Source organism: Streptomyces sp. NPDC051684, assembly GCF_044453445.1.
GTDB lineage: Bacteria > Actinomycetota > Actinomycetes > Streptomycetales > Streptomycetaceae > Streptomyces.
Map to the genome: position 1 here is coordinate 97,658 of NZ_JBITCS010000017.1, position 21,877 is coordinate 119,534.

Annotated in this window: 19 protein-coding genes and 1 pseudogene; 12 read left to right on the forward strand and 8 right to left on the reverse strand. The window is 72.1% G+C overall.

What is annotated here, in order from left to right; all coding sequences use genetic code 11:
• Positions 1–90: 90 nt before the first annotated feature.
• Positions 91–867: pseudogene (locus ACIA8D_RS21560) on the forward strand (slipin family protein); the annotation flags it as partial.
• 12 nt (positions 868–879) lie between these two features.
• Here ACIA8D_RS21560 and ACIA8D_RS21565 read toward each other — a convergent pair.
• The 4 genes from ACIA8D_RS21565 to ACIA8D_RS21580 form a co-directional block, all read right to left on the reverse strand.
• Complete coding sequence (locus ACIA8D_RS21565) at positions 880–1,257, reverse strand: nuclear transport factor 2 family protein (RefSeq protein ID WP_399234435.1); 378 nt, start codon at positions 1,255–1,257, stop codon at positions 880–882.
• 25 nt (positions 1,258–1,282) lie between these two features.
• On the reverse strand, positions 1,283–2,680 hold the full coding sequence (locus tag ACIA8D_RS21570) for an MFS transporter (RefSeq protein ID WP_399234601.1): 1,398 nt from the start codon (positions 2,678–2,680) through the stop codon (positions 1,283–1,285).
• Positions 2,681–2,688: 8 nt separating this feature from the next.
• Positions 2,689–3,144: a MarR family winged helix-turn-helix transcriptional regulator gene (locus tag ACIA8D_RS21575; protein WP_399234437.1), complete on the reverse strand. Its 456-nt coding sequence runs from the start codon at positions 3,142–3,144 to the stop codon at positions 2,689–2,691.
• 101 nt (positions 3,145–3,245) lie between these two features.
• Complete coding sequence (locus tag ACIA8D_RS21580) at positions 3,246–3,872, reverse strand: TetR/AcrR family transcriptional regulator (RefSeq protein WP_399234439.1); 627 nt, start codon at positions 3,870–3,872, stop codon at positions 3,246–3,248.
• A 141-nt stretch (positions 3,873–4,013) separates the two neighbouring features.
• Between ACIA8D_RS21580 and ACIA8D_RS21585 the strand changes: the two genes are divergently transcribed.
• The 3 genes from ACIA8D_RS21585 to ACIA8D_RS21595 all read left to right on the forward strand — a co-directional run bounded on the left by ACIA8D_RS21585 (position 4,014) and on the right by ACIA8D_RS21595 (position 9,146).
• Positions 4,014–5,462, forward strand: coding sequence for a cytochrome P450 (locus ACIA8D_RS21585; protein ID WP_399234441.1), 1,449 nt, complete (start codon positions 4,014–4,016; stop codon positions 5,460–5,462).
• A gap of 38 nt (positions 5,463–5,500) precedes the next feature.
• Positions 5,501–7,258: an ABC transporter transmembrane domain-containing protein gene (locus ACIA8D_RS21590; protein ID WP_399234443.1), complete on the forward strand. Its 1,758-nt coding sequence runs from the start codon at positions 5,501–5,503 to the stop codon at positions 7,256–7,258.
• Positions 7,259–7,391: 133 nt separating this feature from the next.
• Positions 7,392–9,146 (forward strand): ABC transporter ATP-binding protein, encoded by a 1,755-nt coding sequence (locus ACIA8D_RS21595; protein WP_399234445.1) that lies wholly within the window; start codon positions 7,392–7,394, stop codon positions 9,144–9,146.
• Between the two features lie 25 nt (positions 9,147–9,171).
• Here the strand turns inward: ACIA8D_RS21595 and ACIA8D_RS21600 are convergent, their stop codons facing one another.
• On the reverse strand, positions 9,172–9,918 hold the full coding sequence (locus ACIA8D_RS21600; RefSeq protein WP_399234447.1) for an MgtC/SapB family protein: 747 nt from the start codon (positions 9,916–9,918) through the stop codon (positions 9,172–9,174).
• 94 nt (positions 9,919–10,012) lie between these two features.
• Between ACIA8D_RS21600 and ACIA8D_RS21605 the strand changes: the two genes are divergently transcribed.
• The gene (locus tag ACIA8D_RS21605) at positions 10,013–10,261 is read left to right on the forward strand and encodes a hypothetical protein (protein ID WP_399234449.1); all 249 of its coding nucleotides are present in this window, start codon (positions 10,013–10,015) and stop codon (positions 10,259–10,261) included.
• 78 nt (positions 10,262–10,339) lie between these two features.
• Complete coding sequence (locus ACIA8D_RS21610; RefSeq protein ID WP_399234451.1) at positions 10,340–11,605, forward strand: cytochrome P450; 1,266 nt, start codon at positions 10,340–10,342, stop codon at positions 11,603–11,605.
• Positions 11,606–11,700: 95 nt separating this feature from the next.
• Here the strand turns inward: ACIA8D_RS21610 and ACIA8D_RS21615 are convergent, their stop codons facing one another.
• Positions 11,701–12,012 carry a hypothetical protein gene (locus ACIA8D_RS21615; protein WP_399234453.1) on the reverse strand — a complete coding sequence of 104 codons (312 nt, stop codon included), beginning with the start codon at positions 12,010–12,012 and terminating at the stop codon, positions 11,701–11,703.
• A gap of 347 nt (positions 12,013–12,359) precedes the next feature.
• Between ACIA8D_RS21615 and ACIA8D_RS21620 the strand changes: the two genes are divergently transcribed.
• From ACIA8D_RS21620 to ACIA8D_RS21645, 6 genes are all read left to right on the forward strand, one after another.
• Positions 12,360–13,526 (forward strand): substrate-binding domain-containing protein, encoded by a 1,167-nt coding sequence (locus ACIA8D_RS21620; protein ID WP_399234455.1) that lies wholly within the window; start codon positions 12,360–12,362, stop codon positions 13,524–13,526.
• Positions 13,527–13,629: 103 nt separating this feature from the next.
• Positions 13,630–14,973 carry an ABC transporter substrate-binding protein gene (locus ACIA8D_RS21625; protein WP_399234456.1) on the forward strand — a complete coding sequence of 448 codons (1,344 nt, stop codon included), beginning with the start codon at positions 13,630–13,632 and terminating at the stop codon, positions 14,971–14,973.
• Between the two features lie 29 nt (positions 14,974–15,002).
• Positions 15,003–15,986, forward strand: coding sequence for a carbohydrate ABC transporter permease (locus tag ACIA8D_RS21630; RefSeq protein WP_399234458.1), 984 nt, complete (start codon positions 15,003–15,005; stop codon positions 15,984–15,986).
• A complete protein-coding gene (locus tag ACIA8D_RS21635; protein WP_399234460.1) occupies positions 15,983–16,846 on the forward strand; it encodes a carbohydrate ABC transporter permease in 864 nt (287 codons plus the stop codon). The genes ACIA8D_RS21630 and ACIA8D_RS21635 overlap by 4 nt, the downstream gene beginning before the upstream one ends.
• A gap of 23 nt (positions 16,847–16,869) precedes the next feature.
• Positions 16,870–17,850 (forward strand): hydroxyacid dehydrogenase, encoded by a 981-nt coding sequence (locus ACIA8D_RS21640; RefSeq protein WP_399234462.1) that lies wholly within the window; start codon positions 16,870–16,872, stop codon positions 17,848–17,850.
• Positions 17,851–17,899: 49 nt separating this feature from the next.
• Positions 17,900–19,777: a DUF2264 domain-containing protein gene (locus ACIA8D_RS21645; RefSeq protein WP_399234464.1), complete on the forward strand. Its 1,878-nt coding sequence runs from the start codon at positions 17,900–17,902 to the stop codon at positions 19,775–19,777.
• On the opposite strand, the gene ACIA8D_RS21650 is transcribed toward ACIA8D_RS21645, so the two are convergent.
• Together ACIA8D_RS21650 and ACIA8D_RS21655 are read right to left on the reverse strand one after the other, a co-directional pair.
• Positions 19,765–20,364: a TetR family transcriptional regulator gene (locus tag ACIA8D_RS21650; RefSeq protein ID WP_399234465.1), complete on the reverse strand. Its 600-nt coding sequence runs from the start codon at positions 20,362–20,364 to the stop codon at positions 19,765–19,767. The two genes, ACIA8D_RS21645 and ACIA8D_RS21650, sit on opposite strands and share 13 nt — an antisense overlap.
• A gap of 4 nt (positions 20,365–20,368) precedes the next feature.
• Positions 20,369–21,823, reverse strand: a complete 1,455-nt coding sequence (locus ACIA8D_RS21655) for an MFS transporter (RefSeq protein WP_399234467.1) — start codon at positions 21,821–21,823, stop codon at positions 20,369–20,371.
• Between the last annotated feature and the right edge of the window lie 54 nt (positions 21,824–21,877).

Genomic DNA, 21,877 nt, shown 5'->3' on the forward strand with positions numbered 1-21,877 from the left:
TCCCGTGGACCCCGTACGCCCCTCGACTGGAGCGGCACACCAGGCATATCGTTGATTGAGCGGAGGACTAGGACACCTGGGGGTGTCGCCATGGTCCAGGAACTGGCGATCGCGGGCGTGGCGCTGGTCTGCGTTCTTCTGGTGTACGCGGCGGCCGCGGCCCGGGTGGTGAAGCAGTACGAGCGCGGTGTCGTGTTCCGTCTGGGGCGGCTGGCGGGGAGCGCCCGCGAGCCGGGGTTCACGATGGTCGTGCCGATGATCGACCGGCTGCGCAAGGTCAACATGCAGATCGTGACGATGCCGGTGCCCGCGCAGGACGGCATCACGCGGGACAACGTGACGGTGCGCGTGGACGCCGTCATCTACTTCAAGGTCGTCGACCCGGCGAACGCGCTGGTCCAGGTCGAAGACTACCGGTTCGCGGTCTCCCAGATGGCGCAGACCTCGCTGCGTTCCATCATCGGCAAGAGCGACCTCGACGATCTGCTCTCCGACCGCGAGAAGCTCAACCAGGGCCTGGAGCTGATGATCGACAGCCCGGCCGTCGGCTGGGGCGTGCAGATCGACCGCGTCGAGATCAAGGACGTGTCGCTGCCCGAGTCGATGAAACGCTCGATGGCCCGGCAGGCCGAGGCCGACCGTGAACGCAGGGCGCGTGTCATCAACGCCGACGCCGAGTTGCAGGCCTCGAAGAAGCTGGCCGAGGCCGCCAAGGAGATGTCCGCACAGCCGGCCGCGCTCCAACTTCGGCTGTTGCAGACCGTGGTGGCGGTCGCCGCCGAGAAGAACTCCACGCTGGTGCTGCCCTTCCCGGTCGAGCTGCTGCGCTTCCTGGAGCGCGCACAGCAGCCGCCGAGGCCACCGGCCTCCTGAACGAACTCAGCGGGCTCCGGCCGGGTTGGCGTCCTCGCCGAGGTAGGTGCCGTACCCCTCGGCGACGAGCGGCCCGTCGAAGATCAGCACCTCGTTGACGAGACCGCCCTTCTGATTGCGGTAGTTGATGACCAGGCTGTCCACGCCCACGTAGCTGCCCACCACCTCGAACCTCAGGTCGGGGATGCGCCGAAGCCCCTCCTGCCAATAGGCCCGCAGCGCGTCCTTGCCGCGCATGACGCCGTCGCCGCCGAGCAGTTGCGCGGCCACCGGCGAGCGGAACGTCACGTCGTCCGCGAAGTGGGCCAGCAGGGCGTCCAGGTCGTGCGCGTTCCACGCCGACACCCAGGAGTCGACGAACGTCCGCGAGGTCTCATGATCCATGGGCGCATTATGGCGCTCCGTCGGCTCAACTCCTGCGCAGGGCCCGGTCCGTCACCGTCAGGGCCGCCAGGAGGACACCGAGGACGACGGAGACGCCGGCCATCAGGTGCAGCCCGCTGTCGCTGGCGCGCTGCCCGTAGGCGAGGGCAATCAGGCTCGACGCGGTGATGGCGCCGATGTACTGGGCGGTGCGCTGGAGGCCCGCGGCGGCGCCGATGTCGGCCGCAGGGGCGTGCTCCTGCACGGCTGCCTGATTGCAGGTGCCGACGAAGCCCTGCGGGATGCCGAAGCACGCGCCCGCGAGGAGCAGCAGCGCCAGCGGTGTGTCGCCGTCGAGGAAGACGAGCAGTCCCGCGCCCGCCGTGAGCAGCACGCACGCGGTGATGAGCGGGGCGCGGATGCCCTTGGTGCGGGCGCCGAGCAGCGAACAGACCAGCGCCGTCAGCGACATCGGGAGCATCAGGAGCCCGGTGTGCCCGGAGGAGAAGCCGCGCCCCTCCTCCAGCCACTGGGTGAATCCGTACATCACGCAGTAGATGAGCAGATAGCTCAGGCCGTGGCGCAGGTACGTGCGGGCCAGCGGGCCGTTCCCCGCGAGCATGCGGACGTCGATGAACGGCGCGCGGCTGCGCAGTTGCCACCACACCAGCACACCGGTGAACGCGACGAAGGGCGCGAGCAGCCACCACATGGGGTCGGACAGGTCGAGGAGGAAGAAGACCAGGACGGTCAGGGCCGTGGTGAACAGCCCGATGCCGAGGGGGTCGAGGGCGGGGCGCGGTGCCGGTTCCCCGTCCGTGGAACGTGCGGGGTCGCGCGGGATCCACAGCAGGGCGGCGGCGAACGCGATCGCCGCCACCGGCACGTTGACCGCGAAGATGCCGCGCCAGCCGACGACCATGACGAGCAGACCGCCCAGCGTAGGTCCGACCGCCGCGCTGCCGAGCGCCGCGAAGGAGAGCCGGGCCATGACGGGACGCGGCGGGCGGCGGCCCACCCGGCGGCCCTCGTCGCGCAGCACGGCCATCGCGGCCGGGTAGGCGGCGGAGGTGCCGATGCCGAGGAGCAGCCGGGAGACGATGAGCCAGCCGAAGGCGGGCGCCAGCGCGCCGACGACTCCCGAGACGCATACGACGACGAGCCCGGCCAGGAAAACGCGGCGCGGGCCCAGCGTGTCGGCGAGCTTGCCGAGGACCGGCTGGGCGACGGCGCTCGCCAGGTAGAGGACGGAGATCAGCCAGGCGGTGTCGGCGGCGCCGATCCCGAAGTCGTGCCCGATGGCCACCAGGGCGGTGGAGATCATCGTGGTGTTGAGCGGGTTGAGCACTGAGCCGAGGAGCAGGGGCGCAGTGAGCCGGGCCCGGAATCCCTGCTGACGCGCGGGAGCCTCGCCTTCGCCCGTGACGACGGCCTGGTCTCCCACGCCTTGTGTCACTTGCGCACCAGCCGTTCGAGCAGCGCGGTGGCCTCGGTGAGGGTGTACAGCTCGGCGGCGTCGAGTTCGTCGGTGAGCGCCTGGGTGAGCCAGCCGTGCTTGGCGGCCCGGACGGCGTCGAGGGTGGCACGACCACTGTCGGTGATCGACACGACGGACTGCCGCCCGTCGGTCGGGTCCGGTGCGCGCGACACGAAGCCCTGTTCCTCCAGGGCGCCGAGCGTGAGCCGCATGGACTGCGGCCGCACGTACTCGCCGCGGGCGAGGGCGGCGGTCGTGCCGGGGCCCTCGCTCTCCAGTCGGGCGAGAACGGCGCGCTGGGTGGGGGTGAGCAGGCTGTCCGGCGACGCGCTGCGCAGCCGGCGCGAGAGCCGGCCGACGACGGTGGCGAGATCGGCGGCGAGCTGCCCGGTGGGCGGCTCGTCCCCTGCGGCTGACTGCGTTGCTGACATGTCGACACCGTACGAGGTAGACAGGAAGCCTTGCAAGTTACCCTTATGACCCTCGGGGCACGCCTTGGCGCTCCTGCACCGGCGCATCCGCCCCGGGCCCGTCACAACCCGATCGCTCCCACCAGCGCCCGGGCGCACAGGTCCCTCACCTGCTCGCGCGTGAGCTCCGAGGCGTCGAGCCAGTCGAGACAGACGGCGACGAGGAACGCGAGCCAGCCGCGCACGGCCAGGCGCAGCACGTCCGGCGCGGGGAGGCTGTCGGTGATGTGCGGGTCCGCCGCGAGGGCGGCCATAATCTGCTCCTCGTGCGCGGCGAGTCCCTCCTGATACGCCGCGCGCACGGCCGGGTCGCCCGCCGCCTCGGCGCGGTGGAAGGCGCGGAAGCCGTGCGCGTGCGTGGCGACGTATTCGAGGAAGGTGTCGAGGCCCGTGCCGAGCTGGTCGCGCACGGGGATGCCCGGCACGGCCGCGGTCAGGCGCAGCATCCGCCGACTCTCGCGCTGCACGACGGCGGCGAAGAAGTCCCGCTTGTTCGGGAAGTAGTGGTAGAGCAGCCCGCGCGAGACACCGGCGATCTCCGCGACCTCTTCGATCCATACGTCGCCGTAGGGGGCCTGCGCGAACAACTTGGCACCCACGGCGAGCAGTTGCTCACGGCGCTCCTGCGTGCTGAGTCTGCGCCGGGTGCGCTCCCCCGTCGCCGACACTCCCGCTCGCTCCCTGGTCATGGGCCGCACCCTACTGGACCGGTAGCGCTTACTTGACGTGAGTTCAATAACAGGCCCAGACTGTGGCCCGTTATTGAATCCACGTCTAACAGTGTGGTCCGGGTGCTCCAACAGGGCATCGGTGCAAGGGAGATGGACACGATGACGACGCCGCAGGTGACGCAGGCCGCGGGGACCCCGCTGCCGCGAGGTTTTCGCAGTGCCGAGCAGGGGTGGCCGCGCCTGGACCGCATCCCGCACCCGTCCCGTCGGGTCCCGTTCATCGGTGACGTCGTCGGCGCGAACGTCCGCTCCCCGTTGCAGGATTCGATGAAGCTCGCCGCCGAACTGGGGCCGATCTTCCGACGCAAAGGGTTCGGCAAGGAGATCGTGTTCGTCTCGGGCGCGGACCTCGCGGCGGAGCTGGCCGACGAGTCGCGGTTCGCCAAGCACGTCGGGCTCGGTGTCGCGAATCTGCGCCCCGTCGCGGGCGACGGCCTGTTCACGGCGTACAACCACGAGCCCAACTGGCAGCTCGCGCACGACATCCTGGCGCCGGGCTTCAGCCGCGACGCGATGGCCGGCTACCACCCGCTGATGCTGGACGTGGCGGGGCAGCTGATGGCGTCCTGGGACACCAGCGAGGGCGCGGGCCGCACGGTCGACGTTCCCGCGGACATGACCAAGCTGACCCTGGAGACGATCGCGCGGACCGGGTTCGGGCACGACTTCGGGTCGTTCGAGCGCGAGCGGCCGCACCCATTCGTCACGGCGATGGTCGGCGCGCTGACGTTCGCGCAGCGCCGCAACGTGGTGCCGCCGCTGCTGTCCGTCCTGCTGCGCGGCGCGGAAAAGCGCAACGCGGCGGACCGTGCGTATCTGAACCGCACGGTCGACGAGGTGGTCGCGGCGCGACGCGCCTCCGACGGCGGGCCCGGCGACCTGCTCGACCGGATGCTGGAGGTGACGCATCCGGAGACCGGCGAGCGGCTCTCGCCAGAGAACATCCGCCGCCAGGTCATCACGTTCCTGGTGGCCGGGCACGAGACGACGTCCGGCGCGCTGTCCTTCGCCCTGCACTACCTCGCACAGAACCCGGAGGTCCTCGCGAAGGCCCGGGACGAGGTCGACCGGGTGTGGGGCGACGCCGACGTTCCCGCGTACGAGCAGGTCGCCAAGCTGCGCTACCTGCGGCGGGTACTGGACGAGTCGCTGCGCCTTTGGCCGACCGCACCCGCCTTCGCGCGCGAGGCGCTCGCGGACACGACACTCGGTGGCACGCACCCGATGCGGCGCGGCGCGTGGGCGCTGGTCCTGACGACGATGCTGCACCGCGACCCGGCCGCGTGGGGCGAGGACCCGGAGACCTTCGACCCGGAGCGGTTCACCCCACAGGCGGTCCGCGCCCGCCCCGCCCATGTCTTCAAGCCGTTCGGCACGGGCGCCCGCGCCTGCATCGGCCGCCAGTTCGCCCTGCACGAGGCCACGCTGGTGCTCGGCCTGCTGCTGCGCCGCTACGACCTGAGCCCCGAGCCCGACTACCGGCTCGCCATCACGGAGCGGCTGACGCTGATGCCGCGCGGACTGCGGCTGCGGCTGACGCGCAGGTGATCTACCGGGGGCTCCGACGCCCCGCATAGGGTGCGGCAATGAGTGCCGCCACCACGGACCCGCCCGACGTCAGGCTCTCCGGCGTCGATCCCGGCGTCCCGGAACTTCGCGGTCCGGCGCGCTACTTGGGGTGGCTCGTCACACGCCAACGCGGCCGCGTCGCCGCCGGGGCGACGTTCGGCAGCCTGTGGATGGTGGGGCTCGCGCTCCCGCCCTACGTCCTGTCGCGCGCCGTGGACGACGGGCTGCGGGGCGGCGATTCCCGCGCGCTGTACGAGTGGTGCGGCGTCCTCGTCGCCCTCGGCGCGGTCAACGCGTGGCTCGCGATCATGCGGCACCGCACGATGACCCGGGTGCGCCTCGATGCCACCTTCCGAACGACGCGGCTCGTCACGCGGCACGCCACGGTGCTCGGGGCCGCGCTGCCGCGGCGCGTCGCGGCGGGCGAGGTCGTCACCATCGGCGTCGGGGACGTCCAGCGCATCAGCCAGACGCTGACGATCGCGGGTCCCGGTGTCGGCGCGGTCGTCGCGTACGCGGTGGTGGCGGGGCTGCTCCTGTCGATCTCAGGGCTGTTGGCGGCGGTGATCCTGCTGGGCGTGCCGCTGCTCGCCGGCGCGCTGGGGCCGCTCCTGACACGGTTGCAGGGCGCCGAGTCCGGCTACCGGGAGCGGCAGGGCGTGCTGGCGGCGCGGCTCGCGGACCTGGTGGGCGGCCTCGGGGTGCTCGCCGGGCTCGGCGGCAAGGACGTGTACGTGGACCGGCTGCGCCGGGACACGGCGGGACTGCGCGCGGAGGGGTACCGGGTGGCGCGCGTGATCAGCTGGATCCAGGCGCTGGCCGTCGGCCTCCCCGCGGTCTTCCTCGCCGTGGTGACGTGGCTCGGGGCCCGGATGACGGCCCAGGGCGAGCTGTCCATCGGCGAGTTGGTGGCCGTGTACGGGTATGTGGCGATGCTGGTCGTGCCGGTCGAGGCGTTCATCGAGGGCGGCTACGACCTGGGGCGCGGACTCGTCGCGGCGCGACGGGTGCTGCGGTTCCTGGCGCTGGAGCCCGAGTCGGGCGGACACCTCTCCCCCGTGCCGGGCCCGCCGGAGGGTGCGGCACTGTACGACCCGGTGTCCGGGGTGACGGTGGCGCCGGGTCGGCTCACGGCGCTGGTGTCGGCACGCCCCGGCGAGGCAGCGGCTGTGGCCGACCGACTGGGCCGCTTCGCCCCGACATCGACCACCTGGGGTGACGTCCCGCTGAACGCGGTGGACCTGGCGGAGGTCCGCCGCCGCATCCTGCTCGCGACGCCCGAGGCGGACCTGTTCGCGGGGACGGTGCGGGAGGCGGTGGCGGGGCGGCGGCAGGTGCCGGACGAGTCGGCGGTGACGGCCGCGCTGCACGCGGCGGCGGCCGACGACCTGCCGACCGGCCCGCTGCTCGCCCAGGGGCGCAACCTGTCGGGCGGCCAGCGCCAACGTCTGCGGCTGGCAAGGGCGTTGAACGCGGACCCCGAGATCCTCTTCGCCGTCGAGCCCACATCCGCCCTCGACGCCCACACGGAGGCGCGCACCGCGGACCGGCTGCGGACGGCGCGACACGGCCGCACCACTGTGGTCACGGGCACGTCCCCGCTCCTGCTCGACCGGGCGGACGTGGTGTGCTTCCTGCACGGCGGATCGCTCCGCGCCACGGGCAGCCACCGCGAACTGCTGGCCCGCGACGAGGAGTACCGCCGCTTGGTGGCCCGGGGCACGGACACCGCCCCGCAACCGGGCGAGGTGCCTGCGGCGGGAGCCGAGTCATGAGGACGCCGCACGGAACACGGCACGCCGCCCGACAGCCGGCGCTCGCCTGCGTGCCCCCGAAGCCCCGGCAGGCAGGCGCTATCGGTCCGCGACCGACCCCGACTGGCGCCGTGCCCGCGATGGGAGCCGAGTCATGAGTACACCCCACGCCTCCCTCCCCGTCGCCGACCGGGCCACCGTGCGGCGCGCCGCGGTTGGACTCGTCCGTGCGGATCGGCGTGCCTTTGCCTCGACGATGGTGCTGAACTGCCTGGCGGCGGGGGCCGGGATCGTCGGGCCCTGGTTGCTCGGTCGGATCGTCGACGACGTGCGGGGCGGCACGAGTGTGGGGCACGTAGACCGGGCGGCGCTGGTGATCCTGTGCTGTGCCGTGGCCCAGCTCCTGCTCCTGCGCTGGGCGCGGCTGGTGGGGCACCGGTTCGGGGAGCGGACCGCGGCGCGGGTGCGGGACCGCTTCGTGGACCGGGCCCTCGGGCTGCCCGCCTCCGTGGTCGACCGGGCGGGACCCGGCGACCTCACGAACCGGGGCACGAACGACGTGGCGGCCGTCGCGAGCGCGCTGCGCGACGCGGGACCCGACGTGTTCGTGTCGGCGGCGCAGGTCGTATGCCTCGCGGCCGCCGTCGTCGTGGTCGAGCCGGTGCTCGGACTCGTCGCCCTGTGCTGCCTGGCCGGCATCCCGGCGGCGGTGCGCTGGTATCTGCGCCGCGCGCGCACCGCGTATCTCGCCCAGGGCGAGGCGGACTCGCACCTCGCGGAGCAGCTCGCGGCGACGGCGTCCGGAGCCCGCACCGTCGAGGCGTTCCGCCTCCAGGAACAGCGGATCGAGGCCTGCGAGCGGGGCATCCGGCACAGCTACCGCACCCGTATGCGCACCCTGTCCCTACGAAGCGTGCTGTTTCCCTCGGTCGACTTCTCGTACGCCCTGCCGGTCGCCGCCGTCCTCCTGGTGGGCGGCACCCTGCACGCGCACGACGGTGCGAGCCTCGGCGCGATCGTCACGTGCGCCCTGTATCTGCGCCAACTGTCGGGGCCGCTGGACACGATCCTGTTCTGGGTGGAACAACTTCAGAGCAGCGGCGCCTCGTTCGCCCGCGTCGAGGGCATCGGCACGGAACCACGCGTGCCCGCGCGCGAGGAGGTCGTCCCGTCCGGCGACGCCATCGAACTGCGCTCGGTGCACTACGCGTACGAGGGTGGGGCCGATGTCGTCCACGGCGTCGACCTGACGGTGCGGCCGGGGGAACGGCTCGCGGTGGTCGGCCCGTCCGGGGCGGGCAAGACCACGCTGAGCAAACTCCTCGCGGCGATCGACGCGCCACGCACCGGGACGGTCAGCGTGGGCGGCGTCCCGGTAACCGCGCTCGCCCCCGAACAGCTGCGCCGACACATCGTCCTGGTCACCCAGGAGCACCACGTCTTCCTCGGCTCGGTCCGCGACAACCTGCGCATCGCCGCGCCCGAGGCGTCCGACGCGGACCTGAGCGCGGCGCTCGCGGCGGTCGGCGCCGACGACTGGGCGGACGCGCTCCCCCAGGGCCTGGACACGGAACTCGGCGCCGGCGCCCTGCGCCTCGACGGCCCGCAGGCGCAGCAACTGGCGCTGGCCCGCGTGGTGCTGGCGGACCCGCACACCGTGGTCCTCGACGAGGCGACCGCCCTGCTCGATCCGGCGACGGCCCGCCACACCGAACTCGCCCTGGCGGCCGTTCTCCACGGCCGCACGGTCATCGCCGTCGCCCACCGTCTGCACACCGCGCACGACGCGGACCGGGTGGCGGTCATGGAGGACGGCCGACTGACCGAACTCGGCCCGCACGCGGAGCTGGTGGCGGCGGACGGCGCGTACGCGGCGCTGTGGCGGTCGTGGCACGGCACGCGCGCGTAGGGCCTGTCGTCACCTGCCCGTCCGACTACTCGTCCGGCGCCGCCGTCAGCGAGGCGACGTCCAGCACCCCGTCCAACTCCGCCAATACGGCCACGAGTTGCGGCACGTCGGATGCCCCCTCGATCTCCATGCGTACGGCCATGGTCCCGATCCGGCCCCGGCCGGGTTCCCAGTCGGCGCTGTCGTTGCGCAGTTCGACGACCCGGAAGCCCCGGCTCGTGCACTCCTCCAGTACGCGGGTGAGGACGCTGGAGCCGACCCGGTAGGCGAGGTGCAGGCCCGAACGCCGCTCCGTGGCCAGTGCCGGCACGCGCCGCGTCAGCCACGGGTAGCCGCGGACGACCAGAAAGTGACAGGCGGTCGCGGCGAACGCCAGCAGCGGCAACCCGCCGCCGCAGGCCATCCCTATGGCGCACGTCAGCCAGACGGTCGCCGCGGTGGTCAGTCCGCGCACCGCGTCGCGCCGCACGAAGATGAGACCGCCGCCGATGAAGCCGATGCCGGAGACGATCTGCGCGGCGACGCGCGACGGGTCGAACGACACGCCGTCCAGGCCGAGCACGGAGTTGAACCCGTGCTGCGACACCTCCATGAACAGCGCGCTTCCCACGCCGACGAGGGTGTGCGTGCGTAGCCCCGCGCTCTTCTGCTGGACGGCGCGTTCCGCCCCGATCAGCGTGGAGAGCACCAGGGCGAGACTCAACTCGGCGAGCTGGCGCAGGCCTTGCCCGGCGGCCGGATCGAACAGCGAGAACGCGAGCGGCGACGACAAGTACGGTCCCTCCTCACCCTTGAGTGGATCTTCCCGAGGGTAGTACCCGCGCCGTCTCGGACGGATTGTCAGACCCATGCGCAAGAGTGGAGTCATGAACGGGACCAGGAACCACGGACAGCTGACCATGAACCCCGAGTTGGCCGCGGCACAGGCCTGCCTGCGCCTCATGCACACGGCCCGCGCGGCCCTCTCCGCATCCGAGCAACCGGCCACGGCGGCGGTGCTCACCGTACCGATCGCCGAGGCCGACGAGGCCCTCAGCAGGGCGGGCCTCGCGGGCAACGAAGCGTGGTTGCTCGAGCGGATCTACGGTCTTGGCCTGGAGTCCGAGTCGCCCTAGCATCAGCCGTGATCCGTACCCGGCGCACCGGTTGTGATCCGGTGCATCAGCCGTCCTTCGGCGCGCAAGGAGCGCGATATGTCCACGGCCCCCACCACCTCCGCCTCGGGCCCGCCCCACCGCATCGACCCCTCGGGCGGCTGCCCGCACGCGCGCAACGCCCGCTTGCGCGCGAACGGCTCGGTGGCTGCCGTGATGCTGCCCGACGACGTGCCGGGCATGCTCGTGCTGGGCCACGACGCGCTGCGGGAGTTCCTGGGCCACAGCGATGTCGCCAAGGACGCGCGGCACTTCGCGGCGCTCGCCGATGGCCGGATACCCGACGGGTGGCCGCTGCGGACGTTCGCGACGGTGCGCGGGATGACGACGGCCGACGGCGAGGACCACCGGAGGCTGCGCTCGCTGGTGAGCCGGGCGTTCACGGCGCGGCGGGTCGAGGCGCTGCGGCCGCGGGTGGAGGCGCTGACGGACGAGCTGCTGGACGCACTGGCCGTGGCGGCACGGGACGGGGACGGCGTCGCGGATCTCCGCACGCACTTCGCGCTGCCATTGCCGATGGGGGTGATCTGTGAGCTCTTCGGCGTGGAAACGGAGTTCAGGGACACGCTGCACCAGCTGTCCAGCGAGGTCGTGGCCACGAACATCGAACCGGCGAGAGCCGTGGCCGCCAACCAGGAGATGGTGGCGCTGCTGGCCCAGGTGGTCGCCTCGCGCGTCCGGGAGCCGGGCGACGATCTGACGAGCGCGCTGCTCGCGGCCCACGAGGAGGATGGCGACCGGCTCAGCCGCGAGGAGCTGATCGGCACCCTCATGCTGTTCGTCGTCGCCGGGCACGAGACCACGCTCAACTTGATCACGAACGCGGTGCGCGCGCTGTGCGCCCATCGCGACCAGCTCGCCCTGGTGCGGGACGGGAAGGCCGGCTGGCCGGATGTCGTGGAGGAGACGCTGCGCTGGGACGGCCCGGTCAGCTACTTCCCGTTCCGCTACCCGACACGCGACCTCACGGTCGACGGCACGCTGATCCCGAAGGGCACGCCGGTGCTCGCCGGCTATTCGGGAGCGGGCCGCGATCCGGCGGCGCACGGTCCGGACGCCGACCGCTTCGACGTCGCACGCGTCCCGGCAAGCCGACATCTCTCGCTCGGGCACGGGGCGCACTACTGTCTGGGCGCCCCGCTGGCCCGGCTGGAGGCCACGGTGGCGCTGGAGCGGCTGTTCTCCCGGTTCCCCGCGCTTGACCTGGCCGTCCGCGAGGAGGAACTGCCGGTGAACGCCAGTTTCGTGGGCAACAGCGTGCGCCGGCTGCCGGTGCGTCCGGGCCCGAACGCCCACCACGGCTGACACCCGCCGCGGGACACCGGGCCGCCGCACCGACGCATACCTGCGTCGCATCTACGGACTTGGCCTGGAGTCCGAGTCGCCCTGGCGGCCGAGGACTACTTCCTGCGGACGCCCTCGAGTACCAACGCAGCTGTCAGACATGCCGCGCCGACGGCCAGCGAGCCGAAGAAGGGCCCGTCGAGGAGCACGCTGTTCGCTCCCTCGACGCTCCCGTCCGCGTGGGTGCACGACTTCTCGAACAGGAAGTCGGCCGTGTGCAGGTCTTCGCAGCGATTCTGCAGATCCTCGTTGAGCACGTTCGCATTGAGCCACGACAACGCCCACAGGAGCAGGAAGATCCCGCCGGAGACGCACACGGCTCCCCACAGCCGGTTCAACTGGGCATCGCGTATGCCGGTCCTCGTCACTTGCCGGAGCATACGCGCCCCACCGGCCATGGCTTATCGGTTCACCGAGGTGGAGACGTCCCTGCCACATCCGCCGCCGGCGCGGGTTCGGCCGGATCACCCTTCAGCGCTCATACGCTCACCGCCACCCTCGACGCCGAGCGCCCGCTCGCCCGACTCCCCACCCACGCCTCCGCCCCCATGGCCTACGACCAGCGCTTCGGCACCGTCCTCGATCACGTGTCGGCGGAGCCGAATCCGGCGGAGGGCTGACGCCCGACGCCGACCGCTGGTTATGCTCGGCCGAAGCGTTCAGCGAAACGCTCAAACGAACAGCGGGACCAGCGGGACACGAGGGGGCCACCAGCATGCGCGAACCGGTCGATCTCAGGCGGCAGCGAATTCTCGCCGCCGTTCAGGCGCGCGGCGCGACGCGGGTCAGCGATCTGGCCACGGAACTCGCGGTGTCGGTGGTGACGCTCCGCCGGGACGTGGAGGAGCTCGCCCGCGCGGGCAAACTCCGCCGCGGCCACGGCATCGCCCGCCCGATCCTGCCCGAACAGGACGAGGGCCCCGATCGGCGACAGGAGCCGGGCGCGTCCCGGGAGTCGGCCTCAGGACCGGGCCCGGACGGCGGGCCCGTCGCCGTCGTCGTCCCCGAGCGGCACGCGTATCTGTACGAGATGCTGCACGGCGCCCGCACCGCGTTCGAGGAGGCCGGGGTCCGGATCGCCCTGCACATCGCACCCGCCGCCCCGGGCGCCGAACAGCCCCTCGTGGAGCGGGCCCTGGCGGACGGCGCCCGCGGCCTGCTGATCGCCCCGCGCTGGCGCAGCCTCGCCACCGAGGAGGCCGACTACGCCTGGCTCGCACGCGTCGACGTGCCGACCGTGGTGATGGAGCGCAGGCCCCGTCGGGGCAGCGCGCTGCACGCCGTGGACACGGTGTGCACCGACCACTGGTACGGCGTGCACCTCGCCGTCGAACACCTCACGGGCCTCGGCCACCGCCGCATCGTGCTCGCGGCGCGCAACGACAGCCCGACGGCGCGCGCGGTGCGTGCGGCGTTCGCCGAGATCGCGGCGGGCCATCCGGGGGTCGACAAGTGGGCCGTCGCCCTCAGCTCCCCCACCGCCGTCCCCGAACCGGAGGCGGAGCACGCCGAACGACCGCTCGAACTCCCGCCACTGCTGGAGGAATTGGGCGCCACGGGCGTGCTGCTGCACGGCGACGTCGACGCGCTGATGCTCGTCCAGTCGTTGCGCGACGCGGGCGTCCGCGTCCCGGAGGACTGCTCGGCCATCGCGTACGACGACGTCGTCGCCGGCCTCGGCAGCACGCCCCTGACGGCCGTGTCCCCGCCGAAGGCGGAGGTCGGCCGGTCGGCGGCCGAACTGTTGCTGCGCCGCCTGGGCCGGGGCGCGGCGGCCGGCCCCGCGTACCGCGCCGAGCTGCTGCCGACGCTCAAGGTGCGCGGTTCCACCCGTTCCGCCCCGTATCGCGAGCCGCTTTCCTCAACTCCCACCGCACAGTGAGCGTTTGATCGTTTCATTTTCTTCTGATCGATCTATTGACCGCATCTCGTGAACCGATCAGGATTCCCGTGACTCGAACACGCAGGAGCCGCGGGAGGCGCCCATGCCTGGTCGACAGAGCCGTCGATCGGTGCTCGCCGCGATCACCGCGCTGCCCCTGACGGGCGCCCTTGGCGCCTGCAGCGGGAACGACAGCGCGGCGTCGGCAAGCTCTAGCTCACGCAGGACAGGCAAGACGACCATCACCTTCTGGTCCGCCCTCCGGGGCAGCCAGGAGGTGGTGGACGAGTTCAACAAGACGCACGACCACATCCAGGTCGACTACCAACAGGTCCCGTCCGGCACACAGGGCGGCTATCTGAAGCTGAGCAACGCGGCACGCGCGGGCAACGCCCCCGACGTCGCCACCATCGAGTACCCCCAGCTGCCGGGCTTCGCCATCGACGGTGTCGCGCGCGACATCACCGACCTCATCGGCGACAAGCTGCGCCGCAAGCTGCTTCCGCAGGCGCTCGGCCTGACGACCTTCGAGAAGCACACCTTCAGTGTGCCGCTGGACGTCGAGCCGATGGTGATGCACTACCGCAAGGACCTCTTCGACAAGTACGGCTTCGAGGTCCCCACCACCTGGGACGAGTTCGCGGTCCTGGCGCGCAAGGTGCGGCGCACGGGCGGCGGTCGCAGGCTCACGCTGTTCCCCACCGACGGGATGACGCAGTTCGCCGCGTGGGCCTGCCAGGCGGGCGCCCAGTGGTTCGACACCTCGCACGGCGCGTGGAACGTCTCCATGGCGGACGCCCCGACCCGCAAGGTCGCCGCGTACTGGCAGCGCCTCATCGACGAGGGACTCGTCTACACCAACGCCTCCAGCGCCCGCATCGCCGACGCTCAGATCGGCAACGGCCTGGTCCTGACCCGGCTCAGCGGGGCCTGGGACGCGGGCGCGCAGATGAACGCGCACCCCGAGCAGAAGGGCCAGTGGCGCATCGCGCCACTCCCCCAGTGGACACCGGACAAGCCGTCGCTCGGCACCCACGGCGGTTCCACGTTCGCCGTCACGAAGAACAGCAGCAAGCCCGAGGCCGCCATGGAGTTCATCGAGTGGCAGGTCTCGCACCCCGACGCCCTCAAGGCCCGCCTTTCCAGCGGCGCGAGCAGCCAGTACCCGGCCGTGAGCGATCTGGTTCCGGTCGGCAGCAAGGCGTTCAACAAGGCGTACTACGGCGGACAGGACATCTACGAGCTCTTCGAACAGGAGGCCCACAAGATCCGCGACGGCTGGGTCTGGGGTCCGCGCATGACCGCGACCGGCTTTGTCATGCAGGACGCCTTCGCCCGTGCGGGCGCCGGCTCCGGCACCCTGCTGTCCGCCGCGCGCGCCGCGCAGGACGGCACGATGCCGGACCTGAAGGCGCTCGGCCTCAAGACCACCACCCGGTCCACGTGACCGCCCGCACCCCGAAAGGCAGGTGACCCATGACCGCGACAACAGCTCAGGCCCGCACGGCCCCGCCCGTCCCGCAGGAGGTGCGGGACGACGCGCGCAAGGCACAGCGGGCGGCCAAGCGCCGCCGCGGCGGTGCGGCCGGCGTCCTGATGGCGCCGTTCTTCGTCCTCCTCACACTCGTCTTCCTCATCCCGGTCGGCACCGCGGTGTGGCTGAGCTTCTTCAGCGACGACCAGCCCGGCCTCGGCTTCGGACCCGAACGCAGCGTCTTCGTGGGCCTGCGCTCGTACGCCGCCGTCATCACCGACCCGACGTTCCTGTCCGGCCTGGGCACGGTCGCGCTGTACTGCGTGATCTACATCCCGCTGATGGTGATCGGCTCGCTCACGCTGGCCCTGCTGCTCGACTCCGGTGTCGTACGGCTGCGGTCCTGGGCCCAGTTGGGTCTGTTCCTGCCGCACGCGGTGCCCGGCATCATCGCCGCCCTGATCTGGCTGTACCTCTACACGCCCGGCATCAGCCCGGTCGTCGAGGCGCTGGGCAAGGCGGACATCCAGATCGACTTCCTGGGTCTGCACACCACGTTGCCGTCGATCGTGAACATCGCCCTGTGGTCGAACCTCGGCTACAACATGGTGATCTTCTACGCGGCGCTGCAGGCGGTCCCCCGCGAGGTCCTGGAGGCGTCCGTCGTCGACGGCGCGGGTCCCGTGCGCACCGCGCTTCAGGTGAAGACGCCGCTGGTGCGCTCCTCGGTGGTCATGGTCGCGATGTTCACGCTGATCTGGGCGCTGCAACTGTTCACCGAGCCGATGCTGCTGCATCAGTCCTCGCAGATGGTCGACACCCGGTTCTCGCCCAGCATGTACATCTACGACGCGGCCTTCAGCCGCAACAACTACTCGCTCGCGGCCGCCGCCTCGGTGATCCTGCTGATCATCACCATCGCCGTCTCCTACGGGGTCACCCGCTGGACCAACCGCGTCAACTCGGCCGAGGAGGACGCCCGATGAGCGCCACCGACTCCACCCTCCTGCGCCCGCGGACGCTGGGGCGCGCGACGGTCAACGTCGTCGTCGCGATCTCCGTGCTCTACACGCTGCTCCCGGTCCTGTGGCTGGTCCTCGCCTCGGCCAAGTCCCGCGACGCCCTGTTCAGCAGCAGCATCCTGTCGTTCAGCGACTTCTCGTTCGTGCAGAACCTCAAGGACCTGTTCGCGATGGACGGCGGCCTCTACACCCGCTGGTACGGGAACAGCCTGCTGTACGCGGTCCTCGGCGCGGCCATCGGCGCCCTGATCAGCGTCGCCTGCGGCTACGCCTTCGACAAGTACCACTTCCGGCACAAGGAGAAGCTGTTCGGCCTGGTGCTCGCCGCCGTCATGGTGCCGCAGACGGTGCTGGCGCTGCCGCTGTATCTGATCGCGTCGGCGGCCGGCGTCGTGAACACCTTCTGGTCCGTGTTCATCCCGGTGCTGTTCAACCCGTTCGGCGTGTACCTCGGCCGCATCTTCGCCCAGGGGTACGTGCCGAACGAGGTCCTGGAGGCCGCGCGCGTCGACGGCGCGAGCGAACTCGCGACGTACTTCAAGGTCGCGCTGCGGATGCTGGGCCCCGGCCTGGTGACCGTCTTCCTCTTCCAGCTCACGACGATCTGGAACAACTTCTTCCTGCCGATGGTGATGCTGTCGAACCAGGATCTGTATCCCGTCAGCCTCGGCCTGTTCCAATGGAACAGCCAGGCGACCGTCTCGCCCGAGTACTACCCGGTGGTGATCATGGGCTCGCTCCTCGCGGTGCTCCCTCTCGTCCTCGCGTTCGTCTTCCTCCAGCGCTTCTGGAAGTCCGGCCTGACGGCGGGGTCGGTCAAGTGAGCAAGCCCCGCACGGCGTTGGCCATGTCCCCCCAGGCCGCGGCGGCCGTCTTCACGCCGCGGTCGATGGCCGCGCTCACCGAGGTCTGCGACCTCGCGCCGCTGCCCGTACTCGACGATCTGTCGAGCGCCCGGGCGAAGGAGGCGCTCGCCGACGTCGAGGTGCTCGTCACCGGCTGGGGCTGCCCGCCGCTGGATGCCGACGTGCTGGCGGCGGCGCCCGCACTCAAGGCCGTGGTGCACTCGGCCGGTTCGGTGCGCGGGCACGTCACCGACGCCTGCTGGGAGCGCGGCATCGCGGTGTCCTCGGCGGCCGCGGCCAACGCGCTGCCGGTCGCCGAGTACACGCTCGCGATGATCCTGCTGCACGGCAAGCACGTCCTGGAGCGGGCCCGCGACTTCCGCCGACTGCGCGAGCGCGGCGACTGGCTGCTGACCTCGCACGAGGTGGGCAACTACCGCCGCACGGTGGGCATCCTGTCCGCCTCGCTCATCGGCCGCCGGGTGATCGAACTGCTGCGCCCCTTCGACTTCGAGGTGCTGCTGCACGACCCTTACGTGTCCGAGGAGGACGTGTCAGAGCTCGGGGTGGAGCAGGTGGCCCTGCCCGAACTCTGCACGCGCAGCGATCTGTTGAGCGTCCACACGCCGCTGCTGCCCAGTACGACGGGCCTGGTCAGCAGGGAGCTGCTGAGTGCAATGCGGCCGGGCGCCACGCTCATCAACACCGCGCGCGGCGCCGTCGTCGACCAGGACGCGCTGACCGACGTGGTTCGCGCCGGCCGCATCCGCGCGGTCCTCGACGTGACGGACCCGGAGGTACTGCCCGCGGACCACCCGCTGTGGGACTGCCCGAACGCACTGATCACCCCCCATCTGGCCGGTTCCCAGGGCAGCGAGTGGGAACGCCTCGCCGACACCGCGATCGGCGAGGTGACGCGCTGGGCCGCGGGCGACGGTTTCGCCCATCCCGTACGACGCGAGAGGCTGGCGTTCCTCGCGTGACCGCCCGCCCCTTGCCCGCCCCCACCCTTTCAAGGAGTGAGCTGCGCTCATGAGTACCCCCGCGTTCGATCTCCCCGCCGAAGACCGCGAGTTGAGCCCCTTCACCGGTTTCACCCGCGCGCACTGGGAGGCCGTCGCCGACGGGCTGCTCGGGGCCGCCTGGCGGTGGGCGACCCCCGAGGGCGCCCTCCTCGACCTGCCGGGCCGGCCCTCGGGTTCCGGTGTCCGCTCGGACGGGCTCGAGGGCTATGCCCGTACGTTCCTGGCGGCCGGCTTCCGGGTCGCGGGCGCGCAGGGCAAGGATCCGCACGGCTGGCTGGAGCGGTACGCGAGCGGCCTCGCCGCCGGTACCCGTACGCCGGACCGCGACGACGCCGAGTCCTGGCCGCTGATCCTCGACCATCACGTCCAGGGCCAGCCGATGGTGGAGTCCGCCTCGGTGGCACTCGGCCTGTCGCTGACCCGGCCGTGGCTGTGGGACCGGCTCGACGGCGACGTACAGGACCGGGCGGAGAAGTGGCTGCGCGGCGCGATCAACCACACCCCGGCGCCGAACAACTGGTATCTGTTCCCCTTCATGGTGGCGTCGTTCCTGGAGTCCGTGGGCCGCGGCGACTGCGCGACGACCCGGGCCATGGACCGGGCGCTCGACCTGATGGAGACCTGGTACGAGGGCGACGGCTGGTACCGCGACGGTGACGGGCGGGCCTTTGACCACTACAACGGGTGGGCGCTGCACCTGTATCCGATGCTGCACGCGCATCTGCGGGGCGACGTGGCCCTTGCGGAGCGGACGGGTCCGCGGCTGCGCGAGCACCTGGAGGGCTTCTCGCTGCTCTTCGGCGGCGACGGGGCGCCGATCCACTTCGGTCGTTCGCTGACCTACCGGTTCGCGGCGTCGGCGGCCGTCGGCATCGGCGCGGTCACCGGGCACACGCCGCTGTCCCCGGGCGCGTCACGCCGCCTCATCAGCGGAAACCTGCGCTACTTCCTGGACCGTGGCGGAGTCACCGACGAGGGTCTGCTCAGCCTCGGCTGGCACGGCCCGCACGACGCGACGCTGCAGAACTACTCGGGCCCGGCGTCCCCTTACTGGGCGTCGAAGGGCTTCGTGTCGCTGCTTGCGGGCGAGGACGATCCGCTGTGGACGGCGCCCGAGGAGGCGGCGCCGAGCGAGGGCCCCGACCGGGTGCTCGCGCTGCCCGCGCCGGGGCTGCTGGTGCAGTCGACGCGGGCGGACGCGATCGTGCGGCTGCACAACCACGGCAGCGACCACGTCCGCCCGTTCGAGGGCGAGGACGCGGCCGCCGTCGACGTTCTCTACAGCCGCCAGGCCTACTCCACCCACACCGGTCCCACGTCCCCGACCAACGCGGCGGACAACGAGCTGTCGGTGGAGTGCGGCGGCGTCGGGAGCGTGCGGCGCCGCATCCATCCGCTCGGGGCGGGCCAGGGCGACGGCTGGGGCTGGGCGGCGTCCTGGCACCGGCCGGTGTTCGCCTCGGGCCCCCCGATGGTGCCGGGGCTTCGCGTGGAGAGCGTGACCGTGGCGCGCGGCGCGTACGAGCTGCGGGTGCACCGGGTGGTCGGCGCCCCGCACGGCGCGCGCGTGACGCTCACCGGCTGGGCCACGGAGGCGTTGCACTCGGACCTGGTGGGACTGCACGGCTGGGACGGTCGGGACGAGGTGCGCGCACCGCAGGGCACGGCGTACGAGCCGTGGGTGCGGGTGCCGCGCCTGGGGTCGGACGTGGCGGGGACGGCGGTGTTCGCGGCGCTCTCCGTACTCGGCGCCGAGCCGCCGACGGCGCCGCTCGCGGACGCCGTGTCCGATGTCGCGATCCTGGACGGCGAGTTGACGGTGCGCTGGGCCGACGGGACGCGCACCACCGTCGCGTTCGAGCCGCTGCGCGTTCAGCAGGGCTGAGCGGTCGGCGCCAGTTGGGCCTCCACTGCGGGGGCGTAGCGGTCGACGAGCGTCTCGATGTCCGCGGCCCGCACATGCGGGCCGCGGGCGATGCCGTACATGACGCCGAGGCCGAGCAGGAGGGACACGGCGAGTTCCGCGCGCAGGGGCGCGTCGTCGCCGGGCAGGCGCCGCGCGAGCCGTTCGCACACCTGGGTGCGGAAGTTGGCGCGCAGGATGTCGCCCTGCTCGCCGTGGAGCGGGGCGAAGACGATGCGCAGGATCGGATCGCTGCCGCGCTCGGCCTGGCCGGTCAGGACGTGCCGGACCATGTGGCGGCCCAGGTCAGCGGGCGCGGCGTCGAGGAAGGACTCCACGTCGGCCTCGAAGTTCATGACGCGGGAGAACAGGGCGTCCTTGCTGCCGAAGTACTTGAGGACGAGCGGCGGGCTGACCCCGGCCCGGTCGGCGACGGCCTTGAGGGTGATGTCGCCGTGCGCGTGCCGGGCGAGCAGGTGCCTGGCCGCCGTGACGATGGCGGTCCTGCTCGCCTCCGCGTCGCGCCGCCCCGTGCCGGACCGCTGTCCGCCGACGTGGGCCGCGGTCATCGCCTCACGCTCCCTTCGTGGTGGGCACCGGGGCCGGTGCGCCCGTGACGGTACGGCCCGCCGCGCCGTCGGACGGGACGGCCATGGCGACCGCGGCGGCCACGACGGCGACCGTGCCCGCCATGGCGAACGCCAGCTGATAGCCGTGCAGGGACGGGACGTGGGCGCCGCCGACCCGGGTCGTGTGGTGGACGAGCACGGCGGCGACGGCGGCGCTGGAAACCGCCTGGCCAATGGTGCGCATGAGGACATTGACGCCGTTCGCGGAGGCCGTGGCATCGGCCGGGACGGCGCGCAGGATCAGGGTGGGCAGCGCCGAGTACGCAAGGGTGGTGCCGGTCGAGACGACGGCGGCGCCGACGAGAATCACCCACAGGTCGGTGCTGTCGACGATGCGGACAGCGTACCCGAGGGCGAGGACCACGCCGCCGATCGCGAGCGTGATCCGGGGGCCGCGCGCGGCGGAGATACGGGCCGAGACCGGCGAGAACAGCAGCATGATGACGCCGCTGGGCAGCATGCACAGGCCGGTCGCGACGATGGACAGGCCGAGCCCGTAGCCGGTGGCGACGGGCGCCTGCACGAGCTGGGCGGTGACGAGCGAGTTGGCGTAGAAGGCGAAGCCGGTGAACAGCGCCGCCAGGTGCGGGAGGCCGACCCGGCGGCCGACGGCGAGGCGCAGGTCGACCAGGGGCCGCTCGGTGCGCAGTTGCTGCCAGGCCCACAGTCCGAGGACCACGACGGCGCCGGCGAACAGGCCGAGCACGGTGGGACTCCCCCAGCCCCACTGGCCGCCCTGCGAGACACCGAGCAACAGACAGACGAGGCCCGCGGCGAGGCCCAGCGTGCCGAGCGCGTCGAAGCGGCCCGGGGAGCGGACCGGTGACTCCCGCACGGCCCACCAGGCGAGGCCGAGGCCGAGCGCGCCGAGGGCGCTGGTCGCCCAGAACATGACGTGCCAGTTGGCGTACTGGACGATGAGCGCGGCCAGCGGCAGGCCGAGTCCCGCGCCGATGCCGACGGTCGAGCTCATCAGGGCGACGGCGGATCCGGTGCGGTGCGGCGGGAGTTCGTCGCGCAGGATGCTGATGGACAGCGGCACGACGGCGGCCGCGGCGCCCTGCAGCGCGCGGGCGGCGATCAGGAGCCGGATGTCCGAGGTCAGCGCGCACAGCACCGAGCCGACGGTCATCAGGGCGAGCGCGCCGAGCAGGACGCGCCGCTTGCCGTACATGTCCCCAGCCCGGCCGAGGACCGGGGTAAGGACGGCGCCGGCGAGCAGCGTCGCGGTGACCATCCAGGACACGGCGGCGGGCGAGGCGCCGGTCAGCCGCGGCAGATCGGGCAGGAGCGGGACGACGACGGTCTGCATGACCGCCATGAGGATGCCGCCGAAGGCGAGCACGGGCACGGCGAGCCGCTCGCGCGGGCGTGTCGCCGGTATCGGCGCAGAATTCATGGGTCTCCGGTCGCGGGGCGTTGGCGTGGCGATGGCGATGGCGATGGCGGTTGC

What these genes read in the sequence shown, in the direction of transcription:
- ACIA8D_RS21565 (WP_399234435.1), bottom strand. Translation starts at nt 1,257, where the DNA reads ATGGATCATGAGACCTCGCGGACGTTCGTCGACTCCTGGGTGTCGGCG.
- ACIA8D_RS21575 (WP_399234437.1), bottom strand. Translation starts at nt 3,144, where the DNA reads ATGTCAGCAACGCAGTCAGCCGCAGGGGACGAGCCGCCCACCGGGCAG.
- ACIA8D_RS21580 (WP_399234439.1), bottom strand. Translation starts at nt 3,872, where the DNA reads ATGACCAGGGAGCGAGCGGGAGTGTCGGCGACGGGGGAGCGCACCCGG.
- ACIA8D_RS21585 (WP_399234441.1), top strand. Translation starts at nt 4,014, where the DNA reads ATGACGACGCCGCAGGTGACGCAGGCCGCGGGGACCCCGCTGCCGCGA.
- ACIA8D_RS21590 (WP_399234443.1), top strand. Translation starts at nt 5,501, where the DNA reads ATGAGTGCCGCCACCACGGACCCGCCCGACGTCAGGCTCTCCGGCGTC.
- ACIA8D_RS21595 (WP_399234445.1), top strand. Translation starts at nt 7,392, where the DNA reads ATGAGTACACCCCACGCCTCCCTCCCCGTCGCCGACCGGGCCACCGTG.
- ACIA8D_RS21605 (WP_399234449.1), top strand. Translation starts at nt 10,013, where the DNA reads ATGAACGGGACCAGGAACCACGGACAGCTGACCATGAACCCCGAGTTG.
- ACIA8D_RS21610 (WP_399234451.1), top strand. Translation starts at nt 10,340, where the DNA reads ATGTCCACGGCCCCCACCACCTCCGCCTCGGGCCCGCCCCACCGCATC.
- ACIA8D_RS21620 (WP_399234455.1), top strand. Translation starts at nt 12,360, where the DNA reads ATGCGCGAACCGGTCGATCTCAGGCGGCAGCGAATTCTCGCCGCCGTT.
- ACIA8D_RS21625 (WP_399234456.1), top strand. Translation starts at nt 13,630, where the DNA reads ATGCCTGGTCGACAGAGCCGTCGATCGGTGCTCGCCGCGATCACCGCG.
- ACIA8D_RS21630 (WP_399234458.1), top strand. Translation starts at nt 15,003, where the DNA reads ATGACCGCGACAACAGCTCAGGCCCGCACGGCCCCGCCCGTCCCGCAG.
- ACIA8D_RS21635 (WP_399234460.1), top strand. Translation starts at nt 15,983, where the DNA reads ATGAGCGCCACCGACTCCACCCTCCTGCGCCCGCGGACGCTGGGGCGC.
- ACIA8D_RS21640 (WP_399234462.1), top strand. Translation starts at nt 16,870, where the DNA reads ATGTCCCCCCAGGCCGCGGCGGCCGTCTTCACGCCGCGGTCGATGGCC.
- ACIA8D_RS21645 (WP_399234464.1), top strand. Translation starts at nt 17,900, where the DNA reads ATGAGTACCCCCGCGTTCGATCTCCCCGCCGAAGACCGCGAGTTGAGC.
- ACIA8D_RS21650 (WP_399234465.1), bottom strand. Translation starts at nt 20,364, where the DNA reads ATGACCGCGGCCCACGTCGGCGGACAGCGGTCCGGCACGGGGCGGCGC.
- ACIA8D_RS21655 (WP_399234467.1), bottom strand. Translation starts at nt 21,823, where the DNA reads ATGAATTCTGCGCCGATACCGGCGACACGCCCGCGCGAGCGGCTCGCC.